Raw genomic sequence first — 20,752 nt, 5'->3', positions numbered from 1 at the left:
AACGGAAGGAACAACGATCACAAGGGACCGGAAATACCTTGCTTACGAATCATCAGGAAGTGCATGAGCATGAACACCGCGAGGAGCCAAGGCATCACGAAAGTGTGAAGGCTGTAAAAGCGAGTGAGCGTTGCTTGACCAACACTTTCTCCACCACGGAGTAACTCAACCATGAAGTCTCCAACAACTGGAATGGCTGCGGGAACACCGGAGACAATCTTCACAGCCCAGTAACCAACTTGATCCCAAGGCAGGGAGTAGCCAGTAACACCGAACGAAACCGTGATCACAGCCATGGTGACGCCAGTCACCCAGGTGAGCTCACGAGGACGCTTAAAACCACCGGTGAGATAAACCCGGAACACATGCAAAATCAGCATGAGCACCATCATCGAGGCGCTCCAACGGTGCACCGAGCGAATCAGCCAACCGAAGCTGACGTCTGTCATCAGGTACTGAACAGAGGTATAGGCCTCAGCAACTGTTGGCTTGTAATAGAAAGTCATCGCGAACCCTGTCGCGAACTGAATCAAAAAGCAGACCAACGTGATGCCGCCCAGACAATAAAAAATATTGACGTGGGGGGGGACGTATTTTGTGCCGATGTCATCAGCAATGTCCTGGATTTCCAGACGTTCCTGGAACCAGTCGTAAACGGGCGAAGAATTCGCCATGCACAAGCGGGCTCGGGTTGCGAAAGTCTACGGAGCACGCTTCAACCAACGAGGCGAAAGGACTGTGATGTATCCAACTGTTAACAACTTCTCGCATCGCCTGCGGCGCAAGACCTCTTCAATGGCCAAAAAGCTCATCGCTCCTTTGATTGCGGCCTGCATCGCGTTTGGGCTGGTGTTCGCGCCCATTTCGACGGTCTACGCCCTCAGCGATACCCAACAACTGGTGGTCGATAGCTGGCGCCTGGTGAACCAGGGCTATTGGAACCCGGAGCGGCTCGATGACGTGCGATGGCGACGCCAACGCCAAAAAGCTCTCGAAAAAACAATTCAGAGCAGCGAAGACGCCTACAACGCCATTGAGGAGATGCTCGGAGAACTCGGCGACCCTTACACACGACTCCTACGGCCGAAGGACTACGCAGCGATCAAAAACAGCACCAGTGGGAACCTCAGCGGCGTCGGTCTGCAACTTGGTCCTGATGACCAACAAGACCAAGTGGTCGTGATTTCAGCTTTGGACGGATCGCCAGCTGCAGACGCTGAAATCGCAAGCGGGAGCTATCTCCTGGCTGTCGATGGGCAACCAATCGCCGATCTCGGCCTCGAAGGAGCCGCCAATGCACTTCGCGGAGAGGTTGGCACCCAGGTGGTACTGACATTGCAGCAGGGAAGCAATACTCCTGAAGAGCTCTCCTTAGAGCGCCGCAGCGTCGACCTTCGTCCGGTGCGGACACGACGGTTGCGCACCGAATCCCACACCCTGGGCTATTTGCGTATTACCCAGTTCACAGAGGGTGTTCCCAAGCAGGTGCTGGAAGCACTCGCTGAACTCCAAGACAAAGGCATCGAAGGATTGGTTCTGGACCTACGCAATAACTCCGGTGGACTCGTGAGTTCTGGTTTAGCCGTTGCGGACGACTTCCTCAGCGGGGGAGCCATCGTTGAAACCCGCAACAGAGAGGGCATCACAGACAGCATTCAAGCCGGGACTTCAACACTGTTTGACGGACCCATGCTCACTTTGGTGAATGGCGGCACGGCAAGCGCTAGCGAAATCCTGGCGGGAGCTTTACAAGACAGCGGCCGCTCAACCCTGCTGGGCAATCGAACATTCGGGAAAGGGCTCATTCAAACCCTCACGAACCTGAGTGACGGCAGTGGTCTGGCCGTCACCGTGGCCGGCTATGTCACCCCCAGCGGACGAGATATTCAGGATGCAGGGATTGAACCCGATCGCCTTCTTTCCGATCCTGAACCTCTCAACCCAGGCGGGGAAGGAGACCGCTGGCTGAACGAAGCAGAGCAGTGGATGGCGTCGTTGTTGGAGCTCGATAGCAACACCTCCATCCCATGAGGCAACGGACGTACAACGATCCACTGCATCGAGAAATCGGTCTGGAGCAGAGCGCCCCATGCGAGGCCATGGTGATGGAACTGGTGGACACAGCGCCATTTCAACGCTTGCGTCGCATCCGTCAGCTCGGTCCAGCCTTCCTGACTTTTCATGGTGCTGAATCAAGCCGCTTCACCCACTCGCTAGGGGTGTTTCACCTGGCACGTCGTGCGTTTAAGCGCATGGTGGAACAAGCTCCAGAACTTGAGCCTCACCGACCTGTTTTGTACGCAGCAGCGCTGCTGCATGACTTAGGTCACGGCCCCCTCAGCCATACAGGGGAAGAAATGTTTGGTTTGCGTCATGAGTCCTGGTCTGCACGGATCATCCGCGATCACACAGACATTCGCGAATGTCTCGAAACAGAGCAGGCCGGCACTGCCGATTCCGTAGCCGATTTGTTGGAACACGGCATTAGCCCCCATCCCGTTATCCAACGGCTGGTCAGCAGTCAGTTGGATTGCGACCGACTCGATTATTTGCTTCGCGATAGTTACAGCACTGGCACGCGCTATGGCCAACTCGACCTGGATCGGATTCTTGGGGCGTTAACCCTGGCGCCAGACGGCGACATTGCCATTCACCCCAAGGGTTTGATGGCCGTGGAGCATTACCTGGTCGTTCGCAATTTGATGTACCGCAGCGTCTATAACCACCGACTCAATGTGGTGTGCAACTGGCTGCTGGAACGCCTCGTGCAATTGGTACGAGATCTGGGGCGCCAAAAAGTCTGGACTGACGAGGTAATGGCCCAGTGGCTATGGAATGCCGACCAAATCAACCTGGATCTTTTCCTTGCCAATGACGATGTACGGACTGGTTATCACTTGCAGCGATGGAAAGAGGAAGGGCCTTCAGCAGTGGCAGAACTCAGCGCTCGTTTTCTAGACCGCAACTTGTTTAAAGCGACGGCAGTTGATCATTTAAGTCGTGAAAACCAACTCAAATCATTAGCGATCGCGACGCGTCTAGCCGAAAGCCAGGGCCATGATCCTCGCAACAGCTGTGGACTTCGCCATCAGCAAATCCGCGGCTACCACCCCTACAGAGGTGGATTAAGGCTTTGGGATGGAGAAAATCTTCAGGCGCTGGAACAAGCCTCTCCCCTCGTGGAAAGCCTGATCCAACCGGCCGCAACATCCTGGCTCATTCACCCCGGTGACATCAGCGCTGAGCTGCGTCAAACCATGGCTCTTGAATGGACGACGCGATCGAACTGGACCCCAGAGGAATGAAAGTAAAACTCCCAAACCACCGTGACAGGCACTGGAAGGACGCGATCAAAGACTTGCTTGACGCTGCAAACACGGAGTGTGTTGATCTCGACTGTGGGGATTGGTTTCTCACTTACACCGACCTTCAAGACCTGATGGTTCACGTGGATCAAAGCGGGCGACGGCTTGATTCGTTGATCAGCAACGTTCCTGCCACCGTTGTGAGTGCCAAAGCGTTTGGTGTTGAAGCAAGGCTTCAACAGTCGGAACCGTTTGGCTCAAGAGAGCTGATCAGCCAGGAACTCCCAAGCGAATCAACACCGACCCAGCCGACTGGCGTGATGTTTCATCAGGGAACATTGCGCTCTGGTGACTACCTGCAAAGCGATCGGAGCATTCTGATTTATGGAGATGTCAATCCTGGAGCCACGGTCAGCTCGTCTGGAGACATTCTTATTTGGGGTCGACTCAGAGGTGTGGCCCATGCAGGGGCAGATGGATCGACCCAAGCTCGGATCATTGCGCTGCAACTTCGCCCTCTTCAGCTCCGTATCGCCGATGCTGTCGCGCGAGGACCGGCTGACCTTCCCCAACCTGGGTTAGCGGAACAAGCCTCCCTTCGTGAGGGTGTCATCAGAATCGATCCAGCCGAAGTGATGAGCTTCCAACACGGTTGATCGAAGTTGTCACGAAGGATTTGAAGCTTATCCTGATCCAAACAAAGCGGAATCCCGGTGTCGACGACCCGAACGATCCTGATCTGCTCCGGCAAGGGCGGCGTCGGTAAAACCACCACAACAGCCAACCTCGGCATCGCCCTGGCCAGGCTTGGGGCGAAGACCGTTGTGCTGGATGCCGATTTCGGCCTACGCAATCTCGACCTTCTTTTGGGCCTCGAAAACAGAATTGTTTTCACGGCCCAAGAAGTGCTTGCCGAAACATGCCGATTGGAGCAAGCCCTCGTTAAACACAAGCAGGAGCCCAACCTGGCCCTTTTGCCCGCTGGCAATCCTCGAATGCTCGAATGGCTGACGCCAAAAGACATGAAAGCAATCGTGTCGTTGCTCGAGGAACAATTTGACTACGTCTTGATCGACTGCCCTGCCGGCATCGAAGACGGCTTCAAAAATGCGGCCGCTGCGGCTCGGGAGGCTGTTGTTGTGACGACTCCTGAAGTCGCCGCTGTGCGTGATGCAGATCGCGTCATTGGTCTGCTCAACACCCAAGGGGTCACCCCTGTGCAACTGGTCTTGAACCGAGTGCGGCCCAAGATGATGTCCAATCAAGAGATGCTGTCTGTCGACGATGTCACCGACATCTTGGCTCTTCCACTTCTGGGCTTGGTCTTTGAAGACGAGCAGGTGATTGTGAGTACCAATCGTGGGGAACCACTGACGCTGGGGGAGACCGGCTCTCCTGCAGCGAGGGCTTACAACAACATCGCCAAGAGGCTTCAGGGAGAAGACATTCCCCTAATGGATCCTTCCGAAGCACGCCAAGGGTTCCGCGCCAGAGTGCGCCAGTTAATGCAAACCAGACTTTTTTGAATCGATGACCGTCAAAGATTTCATCGACAAGCTCCTAGGCCGTCAAACCTCCAGTGCGAGTACGGCCAAGCAACGGTTGCAACTTGTTCTGGCCCATGACCGCAGCGACCTCAATCCCGAACTGCTGGCCCAAATGCGCCGTGAAATCCTCGAAGTTGTTGCTCGTTACGTGGAGATCGATATCGAGGAAGGAGACGTCAGCCTTGAAACCGAGGATCGCATGACTGCTCTGGTTGCCAATCTGCCCATTCGTCGATCGATCCAACAACCACCGAACGGGGGAACTCTTTAAGCAGTCACTCTTGGACTTTGACTGCCACCACACCGCTCACTCCATCGGAAGCCCGTCTAAGCGCTCTCTTACTGCAGGGCCTTACGAATCGCGACATTGCAGATCGACTGGTCATCAGCCTCAGAACCGTTGAATGTCATATCAGTCGTGCCTTGTCCAAAACAGGGTGTCGAACTCGGCTTGAGTTAGCCCTTTGGATGATGGAGCGACCGTTCAATCTTCAAGACTCAAGACCCACTGATCGGTAGAGTTTGGCAATGCCGGCTTAGCTCAGTGGTAGAGCAGCGCTTTTGTAAAGCGAAGGTCATCGGTTCAAATCCGTTAGCCGGCTTTTAAGGGATTTTTAGAGGCTGTCTTCGTTGACTGGGGCTGCAAACAGCCACACCCCCACCAACAACAAAATCCAAGGGATCCAACTGAATTGAAGAACTGGAGTTATCACGAACTCAAGCGGTTCCAGCACCCAGTGAAGAAACGTCATCACCGCCAAGCAAAGGCCAACAAGAAGGATCATTCCGTTGCATTGATGCCCTCCGGCATCACAGCACCATGGCGAGCAATGCGCCAACAACCCACACTCCTCCAGATCAACACGGTGCTGGCCTCTCCGGAATGCCTGGGCCAGGGTTGAGGTCCGAGCTGCGCAAGATCAGGAAAGAACTCAGCCGCTTCCAAAGCCGTCGTCGCAGCAGACTGACCAGAAGGATTGGCACTACTGGTCGCGAGCGGACCGCTGAATGAGAGCAGATTCTGGGTTACTGCACAGGCTGGGATCCGACAACCAATGTTGGATCCACCGGGATTCAGGTAGTCCACATAAGGGCCTCGAGCTGGCAGAACCAGCGTGATTGCGCCAGGCCAATGCTTCGCCGCCAGGGTTTTGGCATCGTTATGGCAACGGGAATCGACACCCTCCAATAACGCATCAACCGTGGCCCCCATCAGAATTAGGGGCTTATCGGCTGGGCGCTGCTTCAGCGTCCAAATAGTCTCGGCGTTCTGAGGCAAAACAGCCAGACCCGGCAACGTATCCGTCGGAATAATGACCGCTTCGGAGGCTTGCAAACGCCGCGCTATGGATGCAATGGAATGCACCAACGGACCCCTTGGCGCTGTCATAGGGCCGATGTGAGGGCGCGCTGACCCTGAGCAAAACGGGCGACCCCCTCAAGATCGTTCGCAGCAGAGACATTCACCAGACCAACCCGACGCATTAAATCCTGAACGCTCTCACTTTGGTCATGGTGGTGTTCCAAAAACAGGACGCCACCTGGAGCAAGAGCCCGCGGCGCATCTTTCAACAAGGAGCGAATGGCCTCGAGACCATCTTCCCCACCAACCAACGCAACATGCGGTTCATGCTCCCGCACTACAGGAGCCAACTCCCCAAGTAGTGGGCTTGGGATGTAAGGAGGATTACTCACCACGATCTCAAGCTGTCCCCAAGAGGCCCGCAATGGAACCCACCAAGATCCTTGTTGCAACCGACAAGATTGGGCTGGAGCAAGGGCCTTGAGGTTCTTCTCAGCCAGCGCCAACGCATCGATGCTCAAATCGACGGCATGCCCCTCAGCATCCGGCCATGCACGACACAAGCTGACGGCGATCGCACCGCAGCCCGTCCCTAAGTCGGCCCAAGAGCGGGGGGGACGTCCCCCCGCGAAAGCCAAAGCCAAATCCACCAAAAGCTCGGTCTCTTGTCGAGGGATTAAGGCCGCGGACGACACCTCCAACAGGAGATCTCGCCAAGGACAAACACCAACCAGGTGTTGAAGCGGCATGGACTGCTCCAAATGGAGCAGCCAAAGCTTTTCGAGCTCCTCCAATGACTGATTAATCGCGATCCTTCCCTGGGAGTCAATCAGGAGTCGCTGCAATTCCGACCAGGACACGCCACCGCCAAGATCGAGCAACCAATCGAGATCAACGGAGCGTCCACCGCGACGAAGTTGGCGACGGCGCCAAGCCAGCAGATCATTGCCAGCAAGGAACTGCTCGGTCGTCACGATCTGCGGCGCCGCCAAAGATGGCCAGCCTCACACACCAACTGTCCTTGACACTCAAGGGCCACAAGCCGAGAGGAAAGATGACCCCCCTTCGCCCCAAGGCGCCGCTGAAGAGTCTCGATGGATGCACCATCTCCGATCGCCGCCAGTAAGGCGTCCTGAGCCACGCTTGTTGAAGCAGACATCAACGGCCCCTCTCCCAGGTGATCGGCTAGATCAGATGTCGTTAAGAGCAGTGAGGCTTGATTCCGAAGAAGTTCGTTACTCCCACGGGAGGACCAACGACGTGCATCACCGGGAACAACCCAAACAGGACATTGAAGTTGAGAGGCGAATTTGGCCGTGATCAACGCCCCGCTGCGCTCAGGACACTCCACAACCACGAGAGCTTTCGCAAGCGCCACGATCAACCGATTGCGTTCAACGAAAGAGCCTCGATTCATGGCTGTTCCTGAAGACAGCTCGGTTAGCAAAAGCCCTTTACAACTGACTTCCGACTGCAATGTCTCATGGTGTCGTGGATAGACACGCTCTAACGCGGTCCCCAAAACTGCCACCGGACGTCCACCCGCGTCCAAACAGCCCTGATGAGCCGCCGCATCAATCCCCTCCGCCAAACCACTAATCACTGGCCAGCCCATCGACGCCAACGAGCGGCCCAAATCCTCAGCCACTGCGAGACCATGGGCTGAAGCGGCCCGAGTCCCCACAACGGCAACAGCCTGCTGTTGCCGTTGGCCGTTAAGCAGCGATAAGTCACCACAGTGATGCAAAAGAACCGGGGGGCGATCAAGACGATCCACCCCCTGTGGCCATTGGTGATCCCCTGGGAGGAGCACATTCCCAGGGACATTGATCTTGGGAGTTTTGCCATGCAACCGACGGAAGCGTTCCACGCTCGACCAACAGGATTCGGGCCAAGAGAGCAGCGTCTGAAGCCGATGCGTTGGCCAGCTCCAGAGCTCAGCTGGACCCACCGACCACTCATAAGCAACGGAACGCAGAGCGCGAATCCGAGCCGCACCAAGCCCAGGGCAATGACTCCACAACCACCACCAAGACCGGTCCATCTCAAAACTAGTACATTTGCACTAATTCAAACATCTTCAGCGGTAGGACCCTGGCGCAACCGGTTCATCAAAGCCTGCAGGTGAGCGGGCGGACGTCGGAGCACACGGCCGGCGGTCACCATGACGAGTTCAACCGATGCATCCGCCATGAGCTGGCCATTGCAAAGCATCTGACAACGCCAGGGCCAACGGACCCCCACAGGGAGGCTGCTGATGCTTTCCAAAACAACCATGTCGCCATGACAAAGAGCGTGTCGGTAGTTGATGTTCAAGGAAACCACTGGCATCTCCACGCCCAGCGTCGTCATCTCGGCATAGGTGAGGCCAGCAGCAACCAAGGCCTCAACCCTGGCTTCTTCCAGCCAAGCCACATAGGCCCCGTGCCACATCACACCCGCGTGATCAGTGTGTTGAGGCAACACACGCTTCTTCAACCTCCACGGCGTCGGCGTAACGCTGTCCGTCAGCTTTTTCGTCAAAACCATTCCTGCCCATAGGCTTCTTCAAAGGCTGCCGCATCAATCATGTTCAGGAACCTGCTCATTGCCGATTCGGGCAAGGGCCATGTGGAAGAAATGATCCGCATGCTGCAGGACATCCCCAGCTTCAAAACCGCACGCGTCAACCTTTTGCACGTGGTGCCAGAACAAAGCAAAGCCGGCTCCGAAGGGCACCGAGACAATGCGCAATCCATGCTCGAGGGCGCTGTTGATCGCATGGGCCTCGAGCCCAGTGCCGTACAAAGCATCGTTCGCGATGGAGACACCAAGCAAACCGTGCTCAAAGTGGCGGATGAACTTGATGCCGACTTGATCGTGATGGGTTCAAGAGGGCTTGGCCGCCTTCAATCGATCCTCGCCAACAGCACAAGCCAATACGTCTTTCAACTCTCAACGCGGCCCATGCTGCTTGTCAGAGACGACCTCTACGTTCGGCACGTCAATCGTGTGATGGTGACCATTGACGGGACTGGAGTAGGTGACGACGCCCTCAAAACCGCCTGCGAATTCGTGCGAGACATCCCAGGAGGAACCCTGACCGGCCTCCACGTGGTGCGACAGGAATCAGCGCCCTCCCGCGGAGGACGGACGAAAGCAGACGACATCCTGGAAGCAGCGGTTCAAAGAGCACGTAGCTTCGGCGTCGACCTCAAAACCATTCACACCGAGGGGAAAGATATCGGCCGAAGCGTTTGCGCAGTCGCCGAAGAGATCAATGCCGACATGCTCGTGATCGCCTCACAAGATCGACGACCGCTTGTGGCCCGTGGCCTCGTGGATTTTGACAAGCTGCTCGGGGGATCTGTAAGCGATTACATCCGTGTTCACGCTCCAGCCCCAGTACTGCTTGTTCGGGAACCGGAGCGCCGTTAGATATCTCAGGCTTCGCTGCGATTCGTGCCGATATAAAGCACGATCAAAAAGATTGCTGGAACCAAAATGAACATGAGGCTGGCAACAAATCCGAGATCGTTGGTTTCCATGGCCGCTGGAGGGATCCCCGCGAAGGTATCACCGACAAGCGGCCAACGTCGCAGCGAGCTCAGCCCTCTTCATCGGCAGTAGCAGCCGATTCCTTCTCAAGGGTCGGCTCTCCTGCGGGCTCATCCTCGCTTTCGAGTTCCTGATCGGGAGCTGCAGGCCAAGCGGTTGGACCCACGGGCAGCGGTGCCTGACGCGCCGCAGCAAGCCTAGTTTCGGCATCTGGCAAGCGAATCTGAGGCCGAGTTAGCACCATCACCGATTTTTCAACCAGGGCCTGACAAGCCAAACGCCACTCTTGGGGGCGACGACGCAACTTGCTGTCCTCCACGGGAGTGCGCGCCGTCAAAGCATCGGCATTGTTTTCATCTACGACTGAAACAAAGCAAGTACTGCACTGACCACACCCACCGCAGTTACCCAACTGCCCTTTGAGGCCATAGAGCTCAAGGCTTTGGCGTAGAGCGACTTCACGCAAATTTTCACCGGGATAGCACTCCACGTCACGACCTTCGCGAACGAAACGGATCACTGGCATGGGAGCAGATGGCACACAGACACCCATCATGCGGCGAAGGTTTGCGTTTTGTGAACGGTTTAAGCCTTAATCCTTGTCACTGGAACGTTGCATCCCTGTCGTGATTCAACCAATGACCTAACGAAAGCCCTTACGATCGCGGGGTCTGGTTGCGCGTGCGCAGCCTTGTCCCCCGAACCTGTCCCATGGGATTGCCCTGGTATCGGGTGCACACCGTCGTCATCAATGACCCGGGTCGCCTTTTGGCTGTGCACCTCATGCATACAGCCCTCGTTGCCGGCTGGGCCGGCTCCATGGCTCTGTACGAATTAGCCATTTTCGATCCATCCGATGCTGTCCTGAACCCCATGTGGCGTCAGGGCATGTTTGTGATGCCCTTCATGTCACGCCTGGGAGTTACCGGGAGCTGGGGTGGTTGGAGCATCACTGGTGAAACCGGTGTTGATCCTGGTTTCTGGAGCTTCGAAGGTGTTGCCGCCGCCCACATCGTTTTTTCTGGCCTGCTAATGCTGGCCGCCATCTGGCACTGGACCTACTGGGATCTTGAGATCTGGCAGGACCCCAGAACCGGAGAACCAGCTCTTGATCTCCCCAAGATTTTTGGCATTCACCTTCTCTTAGCTGGCCTTGGCTGCTTTGGATTTGGTGCTTTCCATCTCACTGGTGTGTTTGGGCCTGGCATGTGGATCTCTGATCCATATGGAATAACCGGCCACCTTGAGGCGGTTCAACCGTCTTGGGGACCAGAAGGATTTAATCCATTTAATCCGGGCGGCATCGTTGCCCACCACATCGCAGCTGGAATTGTTGGCATCATCGCTGGCATTTTCCACATCACCACACGACCGCCTGAGCGCCTCTATAAGGCTCTCCGGATGGGCAACATTGAGACAGTCTTAGCGAGTGCCATCGCAGCTGTTTTCTTTGCTGCATTCATCGTTGCTGGAACTATGTGGTACGGCTCGGCTGCTACCCCAGTTGAGCTTTTCGGCCCCACTCGTTATCAGTGGGATCAGAGCTACTTCAAGACTGAGATCAATCGTCGCGTTCAAACCGCCATGGACGATGGCGCGACCCGGGAAGAAGCCTTTGCTGCGATTCCAGAGAAGCTGGCGTTCTACGACTACGTGGGCAACAGTCCTGCCAAGGGTGGCTTATTCAGAGTTGGCCCAATGGTGAATGGCGACGGTCTCGCCACCTCATGGCTGGGTCATGTTGTGTTCACCGACAGCAACGGTCGTGAGCTGCAAGTTCGACGTTTGCCGAACTTCTTCGAGAACTTCCCAGTGATTCTTGAAGATGAGCAAGGCATTGTTCGTGCTGACATTCCCTTCCGTCGTGCGGAAGCCAAGTATTCCTTCGAACAACAGGGCGTTACTGCTCAAGTGTTTGGTGGAGCCTTGGATGGTCAGAAGTTCACTGATCCTGCTGACGTCAAACGTCTGGCTCGCAAATCCCAATTGGGTGAGGCCTTCGATTTCGATCGTGAGACCTACAACTCTGATGGTGTCTTCCGCAGTTCACCTCGCGGTTGGTTCACCTTCGGCCACGCCACCTTCGCGCTGCTCTTCTTCTTTGGACACATTTGGCACGGGGCTCGCACCCTGTACCGCGATGTGTTTGCTGGTATCGATCCAGACCTCGGAGACCAGGTGGAATTCGGCCTGTTCGCCAAGTTGGGCGACAAAACCACACGTCGTCTGCCAGAGGGCTACGTGCCCCCAGCAGGAACGCCTCTCAACTGATCGCCTCCTAGGAACCCTCAGATGGAAAGCTTCGCTTACGTCCTCATCCTCACTTTTGCGATTGCCACCTTGTTCTTTGCTATCGCCTTCCGCGATCCACCAAAGATCGGAAAGTAATCCAATCCTTCAAACCCCGCTTCGGCGGGGTTTTTTCATGCTTTTCCAAGCAGCAAAGCCGGCTGCTTTTTCTTTAGATCGATTGATTAAAACGTGAACAAATCGGCTCATATCTTCCGATCAGTCATGGCGGAAAGATAGATATCGCCTCACCACCCTTTTCAAGTCACTAATCAATGCGTAAAGTTGATGCATATTTGATTGTGATTGGGCGTGCAGTGCCCCTCCTGCCAAAACACAGATAGTCGCGTTCTGGAATCCAGAGCTGCAGATGGTGGACGCAGCGTGCGTCGTCGCCGGGAATGTCTTAACTGTGATTTTCGCTTCACCACCTACGAACGTGTCGAAACCGTTCCGATCACAGTGATCAAACGAGATGGTTGCCGGGAACTCTTCAACCGAACCAAAGTTTTGCATGGCTTGAGTCGAGCATGCGATAAAACCGGGCTCGATGCTGCACGGCTTGAAACAGTCGTCGAAAATCTCGAACTTCAACTGCAGCAGCGCACTTCCAAAGAAGTTGCAAGCTCTGAAATTGGAGAATTAGTTTTAAAGGAGCTCAAACAAATCAGCGAAGTCGCCTACATCCGTTTCGCATCGGTGTACAGACAATTCCGCGGAATCGACGATTTTGTGTCCACCCTCGAAACGATGAACACAGAGCAGGAACATCTTGCTGCTGTCCGCTAAAAACGAGAACTAGGGCTGGTTCATCTGTAGAGTCACACATTCTCCGTGCAACGTCGGCGGGCGTTGGACGCGAATCCTTCGTACTACCCACCTGAGGTAGACCGCCACCCCCCCATGGCCGCGACGCCCACAGAAGAGCAAACCCCAGACACCAGCACAGCAACACCAGTCGATGAAGCAACTGCCACCGCAGAAGCTGGTGACCTGACAGCTGAGCAAGCCTTTGAAGCAGAGGATCTCGGCATTCCCGAAGACGTTCCGACCGCTGACGACCCCAGCAGTCGAGCCAACCGGAACAACCTTGAGGATGCCGGCTTCACCCTTGATGAATTCGCGGCCCTTCTTAGTAAGTACGACTACAACTTCAAGCCAGGCGACATCGTCAACGGCACGGTCTTCGCCCTCGAATCCAAGGGCGCAATGATCGACATCGGCGCCAAGACCGCCGCGTTCATGCCCCTACAAGAGGTGTCGATCAACCGGGTCGAGGGCCTGAGCGATGTGCTCCTGCCCGGTGAGATCCGTGAGTTCTTCATCATGAGTGAAGAGAATGAAGATGGTCAGCTCGCGCTGTCGATTCGAAGGATCGAATATCAACGTGCCTGGGAGCGCGTGCGCCAGCTTCAGAAAGAAGATGCCACGATTTACTCCGAGGTGTTTGCCACCAACCGTGGTGGTGCACTCGTCCGGGTTGAGGGATTGCGCGGATTCATCCCTGGCTCCCACATCAGCACGCGCAAACCAAAAGAAGAGTTGGTTGCCGACTTCCTCCCACTGAAATTCCTTGAAGTGGACGAAGAACGCAACCGCTTGGTCTTGAGCCATCGCCGTGCGTTGGTTGAGCGCAAGATGAATCGCCTAGAAGTTGGCGAAGTGGTGGTTGGCACCGTCCGCGGTATCAAGCCCTACGGAGCCTTTATCGATATCGGCGGTGTGAGTGGATTGCTGCACATCTCTGAAATCAGCCATGAGCACATTGAGACGCCCCACTCTGTTCTCAATGTGAACGATCAGATGAAGGTCATGATCATCGACCTGGACGCTGAACGAGGCCGTATTTCCCTCTCCACCAAAGCGCTGGAGCCGGAACCCGGTGACATGCTCACCGACCCTCAGAAAGTTTTTGAGAAAGCTGAGGAAATGGCTGCTCGTTACAAGCAGATGCTTCTAGAGCAAGCTGAGGAAGGAGAGGAGCCCATCGCATCAATGATGATTTGAGCCATCCATGGCCACATTGCTGCTGAGGGGACAACCCATCGGCTCGATTCATGGGGTGCTGTTCGACAAGGACGGCACCCTTTCCCATAGCGAGCCTCACCTCCTCGATCTGTTCGAGCGAAGACTCGCTGTGATTTGCGATCTCTGGAGAGACGCCAAAGGTGCCGCCCATCTCAGTGAACTCGACACCACACTCAGGCAAGCCTTTGGGATTCGCGACAAGGCACTCCATCCTGGTGGAACCCTCGCGGTTGCTGCACGCCAAGACAACCTCACCTCCACTGCCACGGTGTTCTGCATTTTTGGTTGCAGCTGGCCCGAAGCCCTGGCACTCGCCGAGACTTGCTTCCAACGAATCGATCAACAATTCAGCGATGACGGATCATCGCGCCCACTTCTCGACGGTGCCAAAAGATTTCTTGAAAAACTCGACAACGCATCGGTTCTCAGCGCTGTGATCAGCAATGACACAACAAAAGGAATCAATACATTTCTGGATCACGAAAACATCAGCTCTCTGGTGGCGGATTGTTGGAGTGCGGATGATCAACCCAGAAAGCCAAACCCGGAAGCGGTGCATCAGCTATGCAAACGCCTGCAACTGCTACCGCATCAATGTGCCTTGATCGGAGATGCGGAAACAGACCTCCAAATGGCGAGGGATGCTGGTATCGGCTGCGTGATTGGTTATCTAGGCGGATGGGATATACGCCCTCACTTAACCACCGCCGTGCATCAGCTTGAACATTGGAATGAGCTTGAACTTGAAGCCGACCCGTAAAGTCTCTCCAAGACATTTATTTGCATGAGTCGTTACGTCTTCACCTCGGAATCCGTTACCGAAGGGCATCCAGACAAAATCTGCGATCAAGTGAGTGACGCAGTCCTTGATGCTTTGCTGGCACAGGATCCTGCAAGCCGTGTGGCCTGCGAGACCGTTGTCAATACTGGGCTTTGCATGATCACCGGCGAGGTGACCTCCAAGGCCAAGGTGGACTTCATCCACCTCGTGCGCGACGTCATCAAAGAGATTGGCTACAGCGGCGCTCGCGCCGGCGGTTTTGATGCAAACAGCTGTGCCGTTTTAGTCGCTCTTGATCAGCAATCACCTGATATTGCCCAAGGCGTTAATGAAGCTGATGACCACGCTGGCGATCCGCTGGACTTGGTCGGTGCGGGAGACCAGGGGATCATGTTCGGCTACGCCTGCAACGAAACCCCGGAGTTGATGCCGCTGCCCATCAGCCTGGCGCATCGTTTGGCCCGCCAACTTGCTGAAGTTCGCCACAACGGAACACTCGACTATCTCCTGCCCGACGGCAAGACCCAAGTGAGCGTGGTCTATGAAAACGACCAGCCCGTTGCGATCGACACGATTCTGATCTCAACCCAACACACTGCCGAAGTGGGGGGGATGAGTGATGAGCAAGGCATCCGCGAGCGCATTACGGAAGATCTCTGGACCCACGTCGTCGAGCCCGCCACCGCCGACCTCAACCTGAAACCCAGCCGGGAGAGCACCAAATATCTAGTGAACCCCACCGGCAAATTCGTTGTGGGTGGGCCCCAAGGAGATGCAGGTTTAACCGGACGCAAGATTATCGTCGACACCTATGGCGGCTACGCACGCCACGGCGGTGGTGCCTTCTCGGGCAAAGATCCCACCAAGGTGGACCGCTCGGCTGCCTATGCCGCCCGCTTTGTGGCGAAAGCCCTTGTGGCGTCTGGCTTGGCCGGCCGCGCCGAAGTGCAGTTGAGTTACGCCATTGGTGTAGCCAAGCCCGTTTCGATTTTGGTGGAGTCTTTCGGCACAGGAACGGTGTCGAATGAAGATCTCACGGCGCTCGTACAAGAGCATTTCGACTTGCGCCCAGGCGCGATTATCGAAAACTTCGGACTACGCAATCTTCCTCAAGCACGGGGTGGTCGCTTCTACCAAAACACTGCGGCCTACGGTCATTTCGGCCGGAACGACCTCAATCTCCCTTGGGAAGATGTCGCAGCCAAGGCCGAGGAACTGCGCAAAGCCTGATTCAGCCATGACCTCCCTGGTGCTCGGAATTGACCTGGGCACCAGTGGCGTTCGCATCGCCGTGCTGGATCGATCGAACACCATCCAATATTCGACATCAGTTCCTTACGACGTCGGACTGAATCAGCCCGATGGTTGGACGCGAGCATGTTCCACATTGATTGCTCGAATCCCTGCAGAACAGCGATACAGCATTAAGGCGCTTGCTGTTGATGGCACATCAGGAACGTTGCTGGCCTGTGATTCAACGGGGCGCCCCCAGGGTGAGGCTTTGCCGTACTCGGAGGCTTGCCAGGGCTTTGAGCTGCAGCTTCAAAAGCTCGTTCCCGAAGGTGGTCCGGCCTCAAGCAACAGTGGAAGCCTCGCGCGGGCGCTGCAACTCACGAAGGTGTATGGCCCTTCTACCCTTCTCCGCCATCAGGCGGACTGGATCAATGGATGGTTTTTGGGGGATTGGACTTGGGGCGAAGAAGGGAACAATCTGCGGCTTGGGTGGAACTTGGAGAATCACTCGTGGCCAGAGGCCCTCACCAAACAACCATGGCTCAATCGGCTTCCCATCATTCGGCCCAGTGGAAGCACCTTGGGAACAATCGCAAGTGCCCGAGCCCTTGAACTCGGACTTCCTGACGATGCTCAAATCGTGGCTGGGACAACAGATTCCAATGCGGCGGTGCTGGCGACTGATCCTGGTGATGACGACGGAATCACCGTGTTGGGAACCACGCTGGTGATGAAGCGCTTCACAACAGTTCCGATCCACGGACCAGGGATCACGAGTCATCGCGTCGGAGGACGCTGGCTGTGCGGCGGCGCATCCAATGCTGGCGCAGGGGTTCTGCGTCAATTCTTCAACGATGAACTACTCACTGAACTCAGCCGGCAAATCAACCCAGACACCAATAGCGGCCTGATCTTTCGCCCATTACCGCGACCTGGGGAACGATTCCCAGTCGATGATCCATCCTTAATGCCCATCCTTGAGCCACGGCCCGTAAGCGATGCCTTATTTCTCCAGGGCTTGTTGGAGGGACTTGCCGACATCGAAGCGCAGGGGTGGCAAACCTTGACCGCATTGGGAGCAAAACCACCCAAACGACTGATCAGCATCGGTGGTGGCGCACGAAATCCGCAGTGGCGACGGATCAGGGAACGTCGCTTAGGCATGCCAGTGATCACATCTCAGCAGCAGCCAGCAGCGGGAGTTGCCCGGCTCGCTCTCGCCTCCCTCAATGAATCCAGACCATCGACTGAGCAAGGCTGAGGAGAATCATCTGTTGGAGGGCATCAATTCAACGAAAACGAGCTAAAAAAATTAGGTGGCAAACATTTTGTTGCAAGCCTGGGGTATCAAGGGCCTAAATAACTTCATCGCTTTATTCTCACGCAACGAATCCTTGTAAGGCTCATTAATGGTCGTCATCAAGCCGACACGCGATTTCACCAGTCTCGACCGCGTTTCCTACGTTGCGAACAACGCTGCGAAGTCCAGACAAAACACCGCGATCAACCGCTACCGCGAAGAGCAGAAACTGGGGAATTTAATTCCAAGAAAAGGCCTTGTTGGCAAAACATCCCTGGAATACAAAGAAAATCTCTGTGGAGCGACCGGCATCGGTACCGGCCCTCGCATTCATAGCGAGTGTCCGTTTAGTGCCGTTGCGGATGAATTCGCCTCAACAGGAAGTGAAGCTTTAACAGCAACGATGACGGCGGCCTACCGCCAAGTCTTTGGAAATCTTGGGCCAACCGAGAATCAGCGTTGCACCGAGCTGGAGTCCCAGCTGATGAATGGAGATATCTCGGTCCGTGATTTTGTCGCAGGTCTTGCCAAATCAGATCTGTACAAACAGAACTATTTTTTCCGGGTGTCGCCAATCCGTGGCATCGAATTGAATTACAAACATCTACTTGGACGTCCGCCGCTCAACCAGGCTGAAGTGAGCGCAGCGATCACCGTGATTGCTGAGCATGGATTCGATGGTCTTGTCGAGAAGCTCACTCGGTCGGGTGAATACCTGGAAGTATTTGGCACCGATACTGTTCCCTATCTCCGCGCTTGGACCTCAGCAGCAGGTGCTTACTGCTCCACGTTCGTGAACCTCGGACGCGTCACGCCAGGGAATGCCGCTTCAGACACCACGATTGAAGGGCGCAGCCAACTGGTGATGGAATTCACGAATGCCAGACGCTTGTCCACAGCAGAGGGTGGCTACGAAGTTTCAAGCTTCTCCTACTCGCGTGCGATGAACGATCCAACATCCGGCGCTTTTGCCAGAATGTATGGGTCTAAAAATTCCAAATCCTGGGGCTGAATAGGGCTTCTTGAATGACCATTTGAAGGTCTTCAATTCAAACAACTATCACCAAAGCATCGTGACCGAAAGGTTTCGATGCTTTTTTGAATTTTATCCCCACCACCATGCCAACAAAACCCCAAGAGGTGCTTTCCCTGCTGTTGTTTGTGGCACTGTCGTGCTATGTCGCATTCAGCGGTATCCGGCTTGGAGCTCTTCTATGGCAACGTTTTAGCTAAGACAACATTTTTTAGGACTATTCACCATGCCTACCGACCCCTTAACTCCCGCTGTCAGTGCACGCATTTGTACGCACATGAATGATGACCACGCTGAAGCTGTGTTGGATTACGCCCGTCATTACGGCGGCATCAATGCACCAGAATCAGCTCGAATGGTTGCGGTGACGCCGAATTCAATGGAATTGGACGTGGATGGCAGCAAGCTGCAAATCCCCTTCGACCACACCCTCACCGACAGCGAGGATGCCCACCGCACATTGGTGGCCATGTTGCGTGCCATGCCAAAAAACTGACCCTCGCGGTAACGGGGAACACTTAATAGCCCCCATCAGACCCACGGTCCTCGATGCACTTTGCTGGACGCACTGAATCAAGGAGCACTGAATCAAGGGGCACCGTGATTCAGTCAATACTCCAGACTGCTCAGTCCTTCCTGATTCAACCCTCCTGTCCTATCTGCCGAGCGAGTCTCGAGGACAACATTCCGCCCATGACCGATGTCGAGCATCAGCCATGCGGCCGCTGCATCGAGGAGTACGGCCTCGGCGAATCAAACACCAGCGGGAGTGAACCACTTCCATGGAAAGCACTCGGCACCTATCAAGGTCGGTTCCGACAACTCGTGCTGAAGATCAAAGAGCAGCCTCAAAGCCGCACTGGACGAGCAGTGATTCAGCTGCTTGCCAAGGCTCACCCTCTTCCCAAGGAAGTTCTGTTGGTCCCCATTCCAAGCTGGAAAAAGAAGCGTTGCAACCCTCTCCCAAATCTGATTGCTGCAGGGTTTGGGCAGCCCAGCACAATGCTGCTGCACCGCACTCGAGCTGGGCTTAGTCAGCATCACCTCAATCGTTCCATGCGAATGCACAACCTGACAGGCGCCTTTCACGCAGCCCCCGCCCCACAAATATCCCTGCAGTCGAAAACAACGGTTTGGCTGGTGGACGACATTCTCACGACTGGTGCAACCGCCTTGGCTGCTCAAAAAGCCCTGAACGAAGCCGGACATTCGGTAAGAGGAATTATCTGTCTGGGGCGTACACCAGCGAAACGCCTCGGGCGGTGATTTAAGATTGCGACGTCGCGAAAGCGGCTAGCCGGGATAGCTCAGTTGGTAGAGCAGGCGACTGAAAATCGCCGTGTCCCCAGTTCAAATCTGGGTCCTGGCATTTCCCTAAACGCCATGCAAGGCACGTCATCGCAACAGAAACGTTGTGATGACGTGCCATTACTATTTGGCATCCTTCGACAAATCCGCCAATTGGGTTGGGAGCGCTGGAGGATTTTTCAAGAGTCTTCAATCACAAGACAAACCAGAACTCCCCGACAAGCACAAAAAAGGGAGGCCTCCCCAGACCCCCCCAAGTTCGACGCATCCCCGTTCCCAAGGACAATTCAATTGTTGTGTATCACGAAGAACTTTTTTGTAGGGACGGACACCTGATGACTTTCATTCCAAATCATCCATCCATTCATGTTCGTACCACGTGGGCATGACTGGTCCGAGCTGAGAACAAATCCGGAAGTCTTTAAGTCCGGTAAAAATCGTTGCTGATTCTCAGCCAGAGCGCACCTATACAGCCATCAGATGGTTGTTATCACAATGGATCAGGGCGATACAAAGCATCTCCAGGAGACCCTCAAGCGACAACTGTGGAGCGAAGCCGGCCTATGGATGCAAGACAGAGCGCAAACTCTTTGGGACAGCGGGATGCCTGATGAAGCAGCGGCGCTCTACTCAGAGTTTGCCCGAGGCCCCGCGATGGAACAAGCATCCGGAACTTGACCATTTTTCAACGACCCAGGCTTGGCATGTCCCGAGAGTGCTCATCCCATTAATCGATTTCAGGTCGACGACGTCCAGCATGAATCGTTGCCACTTCAGTGATCGCCTCGATCACCAAATGCTTCCTCCAATCCTGGGAAGCATTGAGCAACTCATCAAAATCCTCAGCTGTCATTTTCTCTGCAAGGCCACCAAGAGTTCCTTTGATAGCGCACTTGAAAATCACTTCCTGCTCATAATTCATTGGGCTATTCCTGCTGCTTCCATTCTGTCAAGGAAACATTCAGCCAACCCCATAAGCAAAAAAAAGAGGCCCCCTCCCACAGGTTCCTCTTGAAACGTCTTTAATTGCGATCCCGTCCAAGGAAACGCTTCACACAAGTTAACGGCAGTGTTACAAACCATTGAGG

At 55.2% G+C, this 20,752-nt stretch carries 27 protein-coding genes and 2 tRNA genes; 20 read left to right on the top strand and 9 right to left on the bottom strand.

Features of this window, described 5'->3' with window-relative positions; all coding sequences use genetic code 11:
* Nucleotides 1-17: 17 nt before the first annotated feature.
* Nucleotides 18-674, bottom strand: a complete 657-nt coding sequence (gene petB / locus BL107_RS04245) for a cytochrome b6 (protein ID WP_009789041.1) — start codon at nucleotides 672-674, stop codon at nucleotides 18-20.
* Nucleotides 675-741: 67 nt separating this feature from the next.
* Here petB and ctpZ point away from each other — a divergent pair, with 67 nt between their 5' ends.
* The 7 genes from ctpZ to BL107_RS04215 all read left to right on the top strand — a co-directional run bounded on the left by ctpZ (nucleotide 742) and on the right by BL107_RS04215 (nucleotide 5,454).
* Nucleotides 742-2,031 (top strand): carboxyl-terminal processing protease CtpZ, encoded by a 1,290-nt coding sequence (ctpZ, locus tag BL107_RS04240; RefSeq protein WP_050749863.1) that lies wholly within the window; start codon nucleotides 742-744, stop codon nucleotides 2,029-2,031.
* A complete protein-coding gene (locus tag BL107_RS04235; protein WP_009789039.1) occupies nucleotides 2,028-3,305 on the top strand; it encodes an HD domain-containing protein in 1,278 nt (425 codons plus the stop codon). The genes ctpZ and BL107_RS04235 overlap by 4 nt, the downstream gene beginning before the upstream one ends.
* Nucleotides 3,269-3,961 carry a septum site-determining protein MinC gene (minC, locus tag BL107_RS04230; protein WP_009789038.1) on the top strand — a complete coding sequence of 231 codons (693 nt, stop codon included), beginning with the start codon at nucleotides 3,269-3,271 and terminating at the stop codon, nucleotides 3,959-3,961. Before BL107_RS04235 ends, minC begins: the two co-directional genes overlap by 37 nt.
* Nucleotides 3,962-4,018: 57 nt before the next feature.
* Nucleotides 4,019-4,831 carry a septum site-determining protein MinD gene (minD, locus tag BL107_RS04225; protein WP_009789037.1) on the top strand — a complete coding sequence of 271 codons (813 nt, stop codon included), beginning with the start codon at nucleotides 4,019-4,021 and terminating at the stop codon, nucleotides 4,829-4,831.
* A 4-nt stretch (nucleotides 4,832-4,835) separates the two neighbouring features.
* Entirely contained in the window at nucleotides 4,836-5,123 is a 288-nt protein-coding gene (minE, locus tag BL107_RS04220) for a cell division topological specificity factor MinE (RefSeq protein ID WP_009789036.1), read from the top strand.
* 17 nt (nucleotides 5,124-5,140) lie between these two features.
* Nucleotides 5,141-5,371 carry a helix-turn-helix transcriptional regulator gene (locus BL107_RS12170; protein ID WP_009789035.1) on the top strand — a complete coding sequence of 77 codons (231 nt, stop codon included), beginning with the start codon at nucleotides 5,141-5,143 and terminating at the stop codon, nucleotides 5,369-5,371.
* An 11-nt stretch (nucleotides 5,372-5,382) separates the two neighbouring features.
* Nucleotides 5,383-5,454 (top strand) — tRNA-Thr (locus BL107_RS04215).
* Between the two features lie 12 nt (nucleotides 5,455-5,466).
* On the opposite strand, the gene BL107_RS12860 is transcribed toward BL107_RS04215, so the two are convergent.
* From BL107_RS12860 to BL107_RS04195, 5 genes are read right to left on the bottom strand one after another with little or no spacing between them, the layout of a single operon-like run.
* Nucleotides 5,467-5,637: a hypothetical protein gene (locus BL107_RS12860; protein ID WP_009789034.1), complete on the bottom strand. Its 171-nt coding sequence runs from the start codon at nucleotides 5,635-5,637 to the stop codon at nucleotides 5,467-5,469.
* The gene (locus tag BL107_RS04210) at nucleotides 5,634-6,242 is read right to left on the bottom strand and encodes an L-threonylcarbamoyladenylate synthase (protein ID WP_009789033.1); all 609 of its coding nucleotides are present in this window, start codon (nucleotides 6,240-6,242) and stop codon (nucleotides 5,634-5,636) included. Before BL107_RS04210 ends, BL107_RS12860 begins: the two co-directional genes overlap by 4 nt.
* Nucleotides 6,239-7,147 carry a peptide chain release factor N(5)-glutamine methyltransferase gene (prmC, locus tag BL107_RS04205; RefSeq protein WP_009789032.1) on the bottom strand — a complete coding sequence of 303 codons (909 nt, stop codon included), beginning with the start codon at nucleotides 7,145-7,147 and terminating at the stop codon, nucleotides 6,239-6,241. Before prmC ends, BL107_RS04210 begins: the two co-directional genes overlap by 4 nt.
* On the bottom strand, nucleotides 7,126-8,199 hold the full coding sequence (gene dprA, locus BL107_RS04200) for a DNA-processing protein DprA (protein WP_009789031.1): 1,074 nt from the start codon (nucleotides 8,197-8,199) through the stop codon (nucleotides 7,126-7,128). Before dprA ends, prmC begins: the two co-directional genes overlap by 22 nt.
* 26 nt (nucleotides 8,200-8,225) lie before the next feature.
* Entirely contained in the window at nucleotides 8,226-8,684 is a 459-nt protein-coding gene (locus tag BL107_RS04195) for a thioesterase family protein (protein WP_037988054.1), read from the bottom strand.
* Between the two features lie 39 nt (nucleotides 8,685-8,723).
* Here BL107_RS04195 and BL107_RS04190 point away from each other — a divergent pair, with 39 nt between their 5' ends.
* The gene (locus BL107_RS04190; protein WP_009789029.1) at nucleotides 8,724-9,572 is read left to right on the top strand and encodes a universal stress protein; all 849 of its coding nucleotides are present in this window, start codon (nucleotides 8,724-8,726) and stop codon (nucleotides 9,570-9,572) included.
* A 5-nt stretch (nucleotides 9,573-9,577) separates the two neighbouring features.
* On the opposite strand, the gene psbM is transcribed toward BL107_RS04190, so the two are convergent.
* Nucleotides 9,578-9,682 carry a photosystem II reaction center protein PsbM gene (psbM, locus tag BL107_RS04185; protein WP_009789028.1) on the bottom strand — a complete coding sequence of 35 codons (105 nt, stop codon included), beginning with the start codon at nucleotides 9,680-9,682 and terminating at the stop codon, nucleotides 9,578-9,580.
* Between the two features lie 59 nt (nucleotides 9,683-9,741).
* Nucleotides 9,742-10,218 carry a 2Fe-2S iron-sulfur cluster-binding protein gene (locus tag BL107_RS04180; RefSeq protein WP_009789027.1) on the bottom strand — a complete coding sequence of 159 codons (477 nt, stop codon included), beginning with the start codon at nucleotides 10,216-10,218 and terminating at the stop codon, nucleotides 9,742-9,744.
* A 185-nt stretch (nucleotides 10,219-10,403) separates the two neighbouring features.
* On the opposite strand from BL107_RS04180, the gene psbB reads away from it, so the two are divergent.
* From psbB to BL107_RS04120, 12 genes are all read left to right on the top strand, one after another.
* Entirely contained in the window at nucleotides 10,404-11,963 is a 1,560-nt protein-coding gene (gene psbB / locus BL107_RS04175) for a photosystem II chlorophyll-binding protein CP47 (protein WP_009789026.1), read from the top strand.
* Nucleotides 11,964-11,984: 21 nt separating this feature from the next.
* Complete coding sequence (locus tag BL107_RS04170; protein ID WP_011360624.1) at nucleotides 11,985-12,080, top strand: photosystem II reaction center protein T; 96 nt, start codon at nucleotides 11,985-11,987, stop codon at nucleotides 12,078-12,080.
* 213 nt (nucleotides 12,081-12,293) lie between these two features.
* Nucleotides 12,294-12,770, top strand: coding sequence for a transcriptional regulator NrdR (nrdR, locus tag BL107_RS04165; protein ID WP_037988739.1), 477 nt, complete (start codon nucleotides 12,294-12,296; stop codon nucleotides 12,768-12,770).
* A gap of 114 nt (nucleotides 12,771-12,884) precedes the next feature.
* Nucleotides 12,885-13,988 (top strand): 30S ribosomal protein S1, encoded by a 1,104-nt coding sequence (locus BL107_RS04160; protein WP_009789024.1) that lies wholly within the window; start codon nucleotides 12,885-12,887, stop codon nucleotides 13,986-13,988.
* A 7-nt stretch (nucleotides 13,989-13,995) separates the two neighbouring features.
* Complete coding sequence (locus BL107_RS04155; RefSeq protein WP_009789023.1) at nucleotides 13,996-14,769, top strand: HAD family hydrolase; 774 nt, start codon at nucleotides 13,996-13,998, stop codon at nucleotides 14,767-14,769.
* Between the two features lie 24 nt (nucleotides 14,770-14,793).
* Nucleotides 14,794-16,020: a methionine adenosyltransferase gene (metK, locus tag BL107_RS04150; protein WP_009789022.1), complete on the top strand. Its 1,227-nt coding sequence runs from the start codon at nucleotides 14,794-14,796 to the stop codon at nucleotides 16,018-16,020.
* Between the two features lie 7 nt (nucleotides 16,021-16,027).
* Nucleotides 16,028-17,284 (top strand): FGGY-family carbohydrate kinase, encoded by a 1,257-nt coding sequence (locus tag BL107_RS04145; RefSeq protein ID WP_009789021.1) that lies wholly within the window; start codon nucleotides 16,028-16,030, stop codon nucleotides 17,282-17,284.
* A 148-nt stretch (nucleotides 17,285-17,432) separates the two neighbouring features.
* Nucleotides 17,433-18,335, top strand: a complete 903-nt coding sequence (locus BL107_RS04140) for a phycobilisome rod-core linker polypeptide (protein ID WP_009789020.1) — start codon at nucleotides 17,433-17,435, stop codon at nucleotides 18,333-18,335.
* Between the two features lie 247 nt (nucleotides 18,336-18,582).
* A complete protein-coding gene (locus BL107_RS04135) occupies nucleotides 18,583-18,852 on the top strand; it encodes a DUF2470 domain-containing protein (RefSeq protein ID WP_037988050.1) in 270 nt (89 codons plus the stop codon).
* A gap of 197 nt (nucleotides 18,853-19,049) precedes the next feature.
* On the top strand, nucleotides 19,050-19,622 hold the full coding sequence (locus BL107_RS04130; protein ID WP_009789018.1) for a ComF family protein: 573 nt from the start codon (nucleotides 19,050-19,052) through the stop codon (nucleotides 19,620-19,622).
* 30 nt (nucleotides 19,623-19,652) lie between these two features.
* Nucleotides 19,653-19,725, top strand: a tRNA-Phe gene (locus BL107_RS04125).
* Nucleotides 19,726-20,144: 419 nt separating this feature from the next.
* Complete coding sequence (locus BL107_RS04120) at nucleotides 20,145-20,342, top strand: hypothetical protein (RefSeq protein ID WP_009789016.1); 198 nt, start codon at nucleotides 20,145-20,147, stop codon at nucleotides 20,340-20,342.
* Between the two features lie 49 nt (nucleotides 20,343-20,391).
* Here BL107_RS04120 and BL107_RS04115 read toward each other — a convergent pair whose 3' ends face one another.
* Nucleotides 20,392-20,586: a hypothetical protein gene (locus BL107_RS04115; RefSeq protein ID WP_009789015.1), complete on the bottom strand. Its 195-nt coding sequence runs from the start codon at nucleotides 20,584-20,586 to the stop codon at nucleotides 20,392-20,394.
* Nucleotides 20,587-20,752: the final 166 nt, after the last annotated feature.

This window comes from Synechococcus sp. BL107 (genome assembly GCF_000153805.1).
Taxonomy (GTDB): domain Bacteria; phylum Cyanobacteriota; class Cyanobacteriia; order PCC-6307; family Cyanobiaceae; genus Parasynechococcus.
Note: the sequence above shows the minus strand (reverse complement) of the source record. Positions and strands in the feature narration are given on the sequence as shown.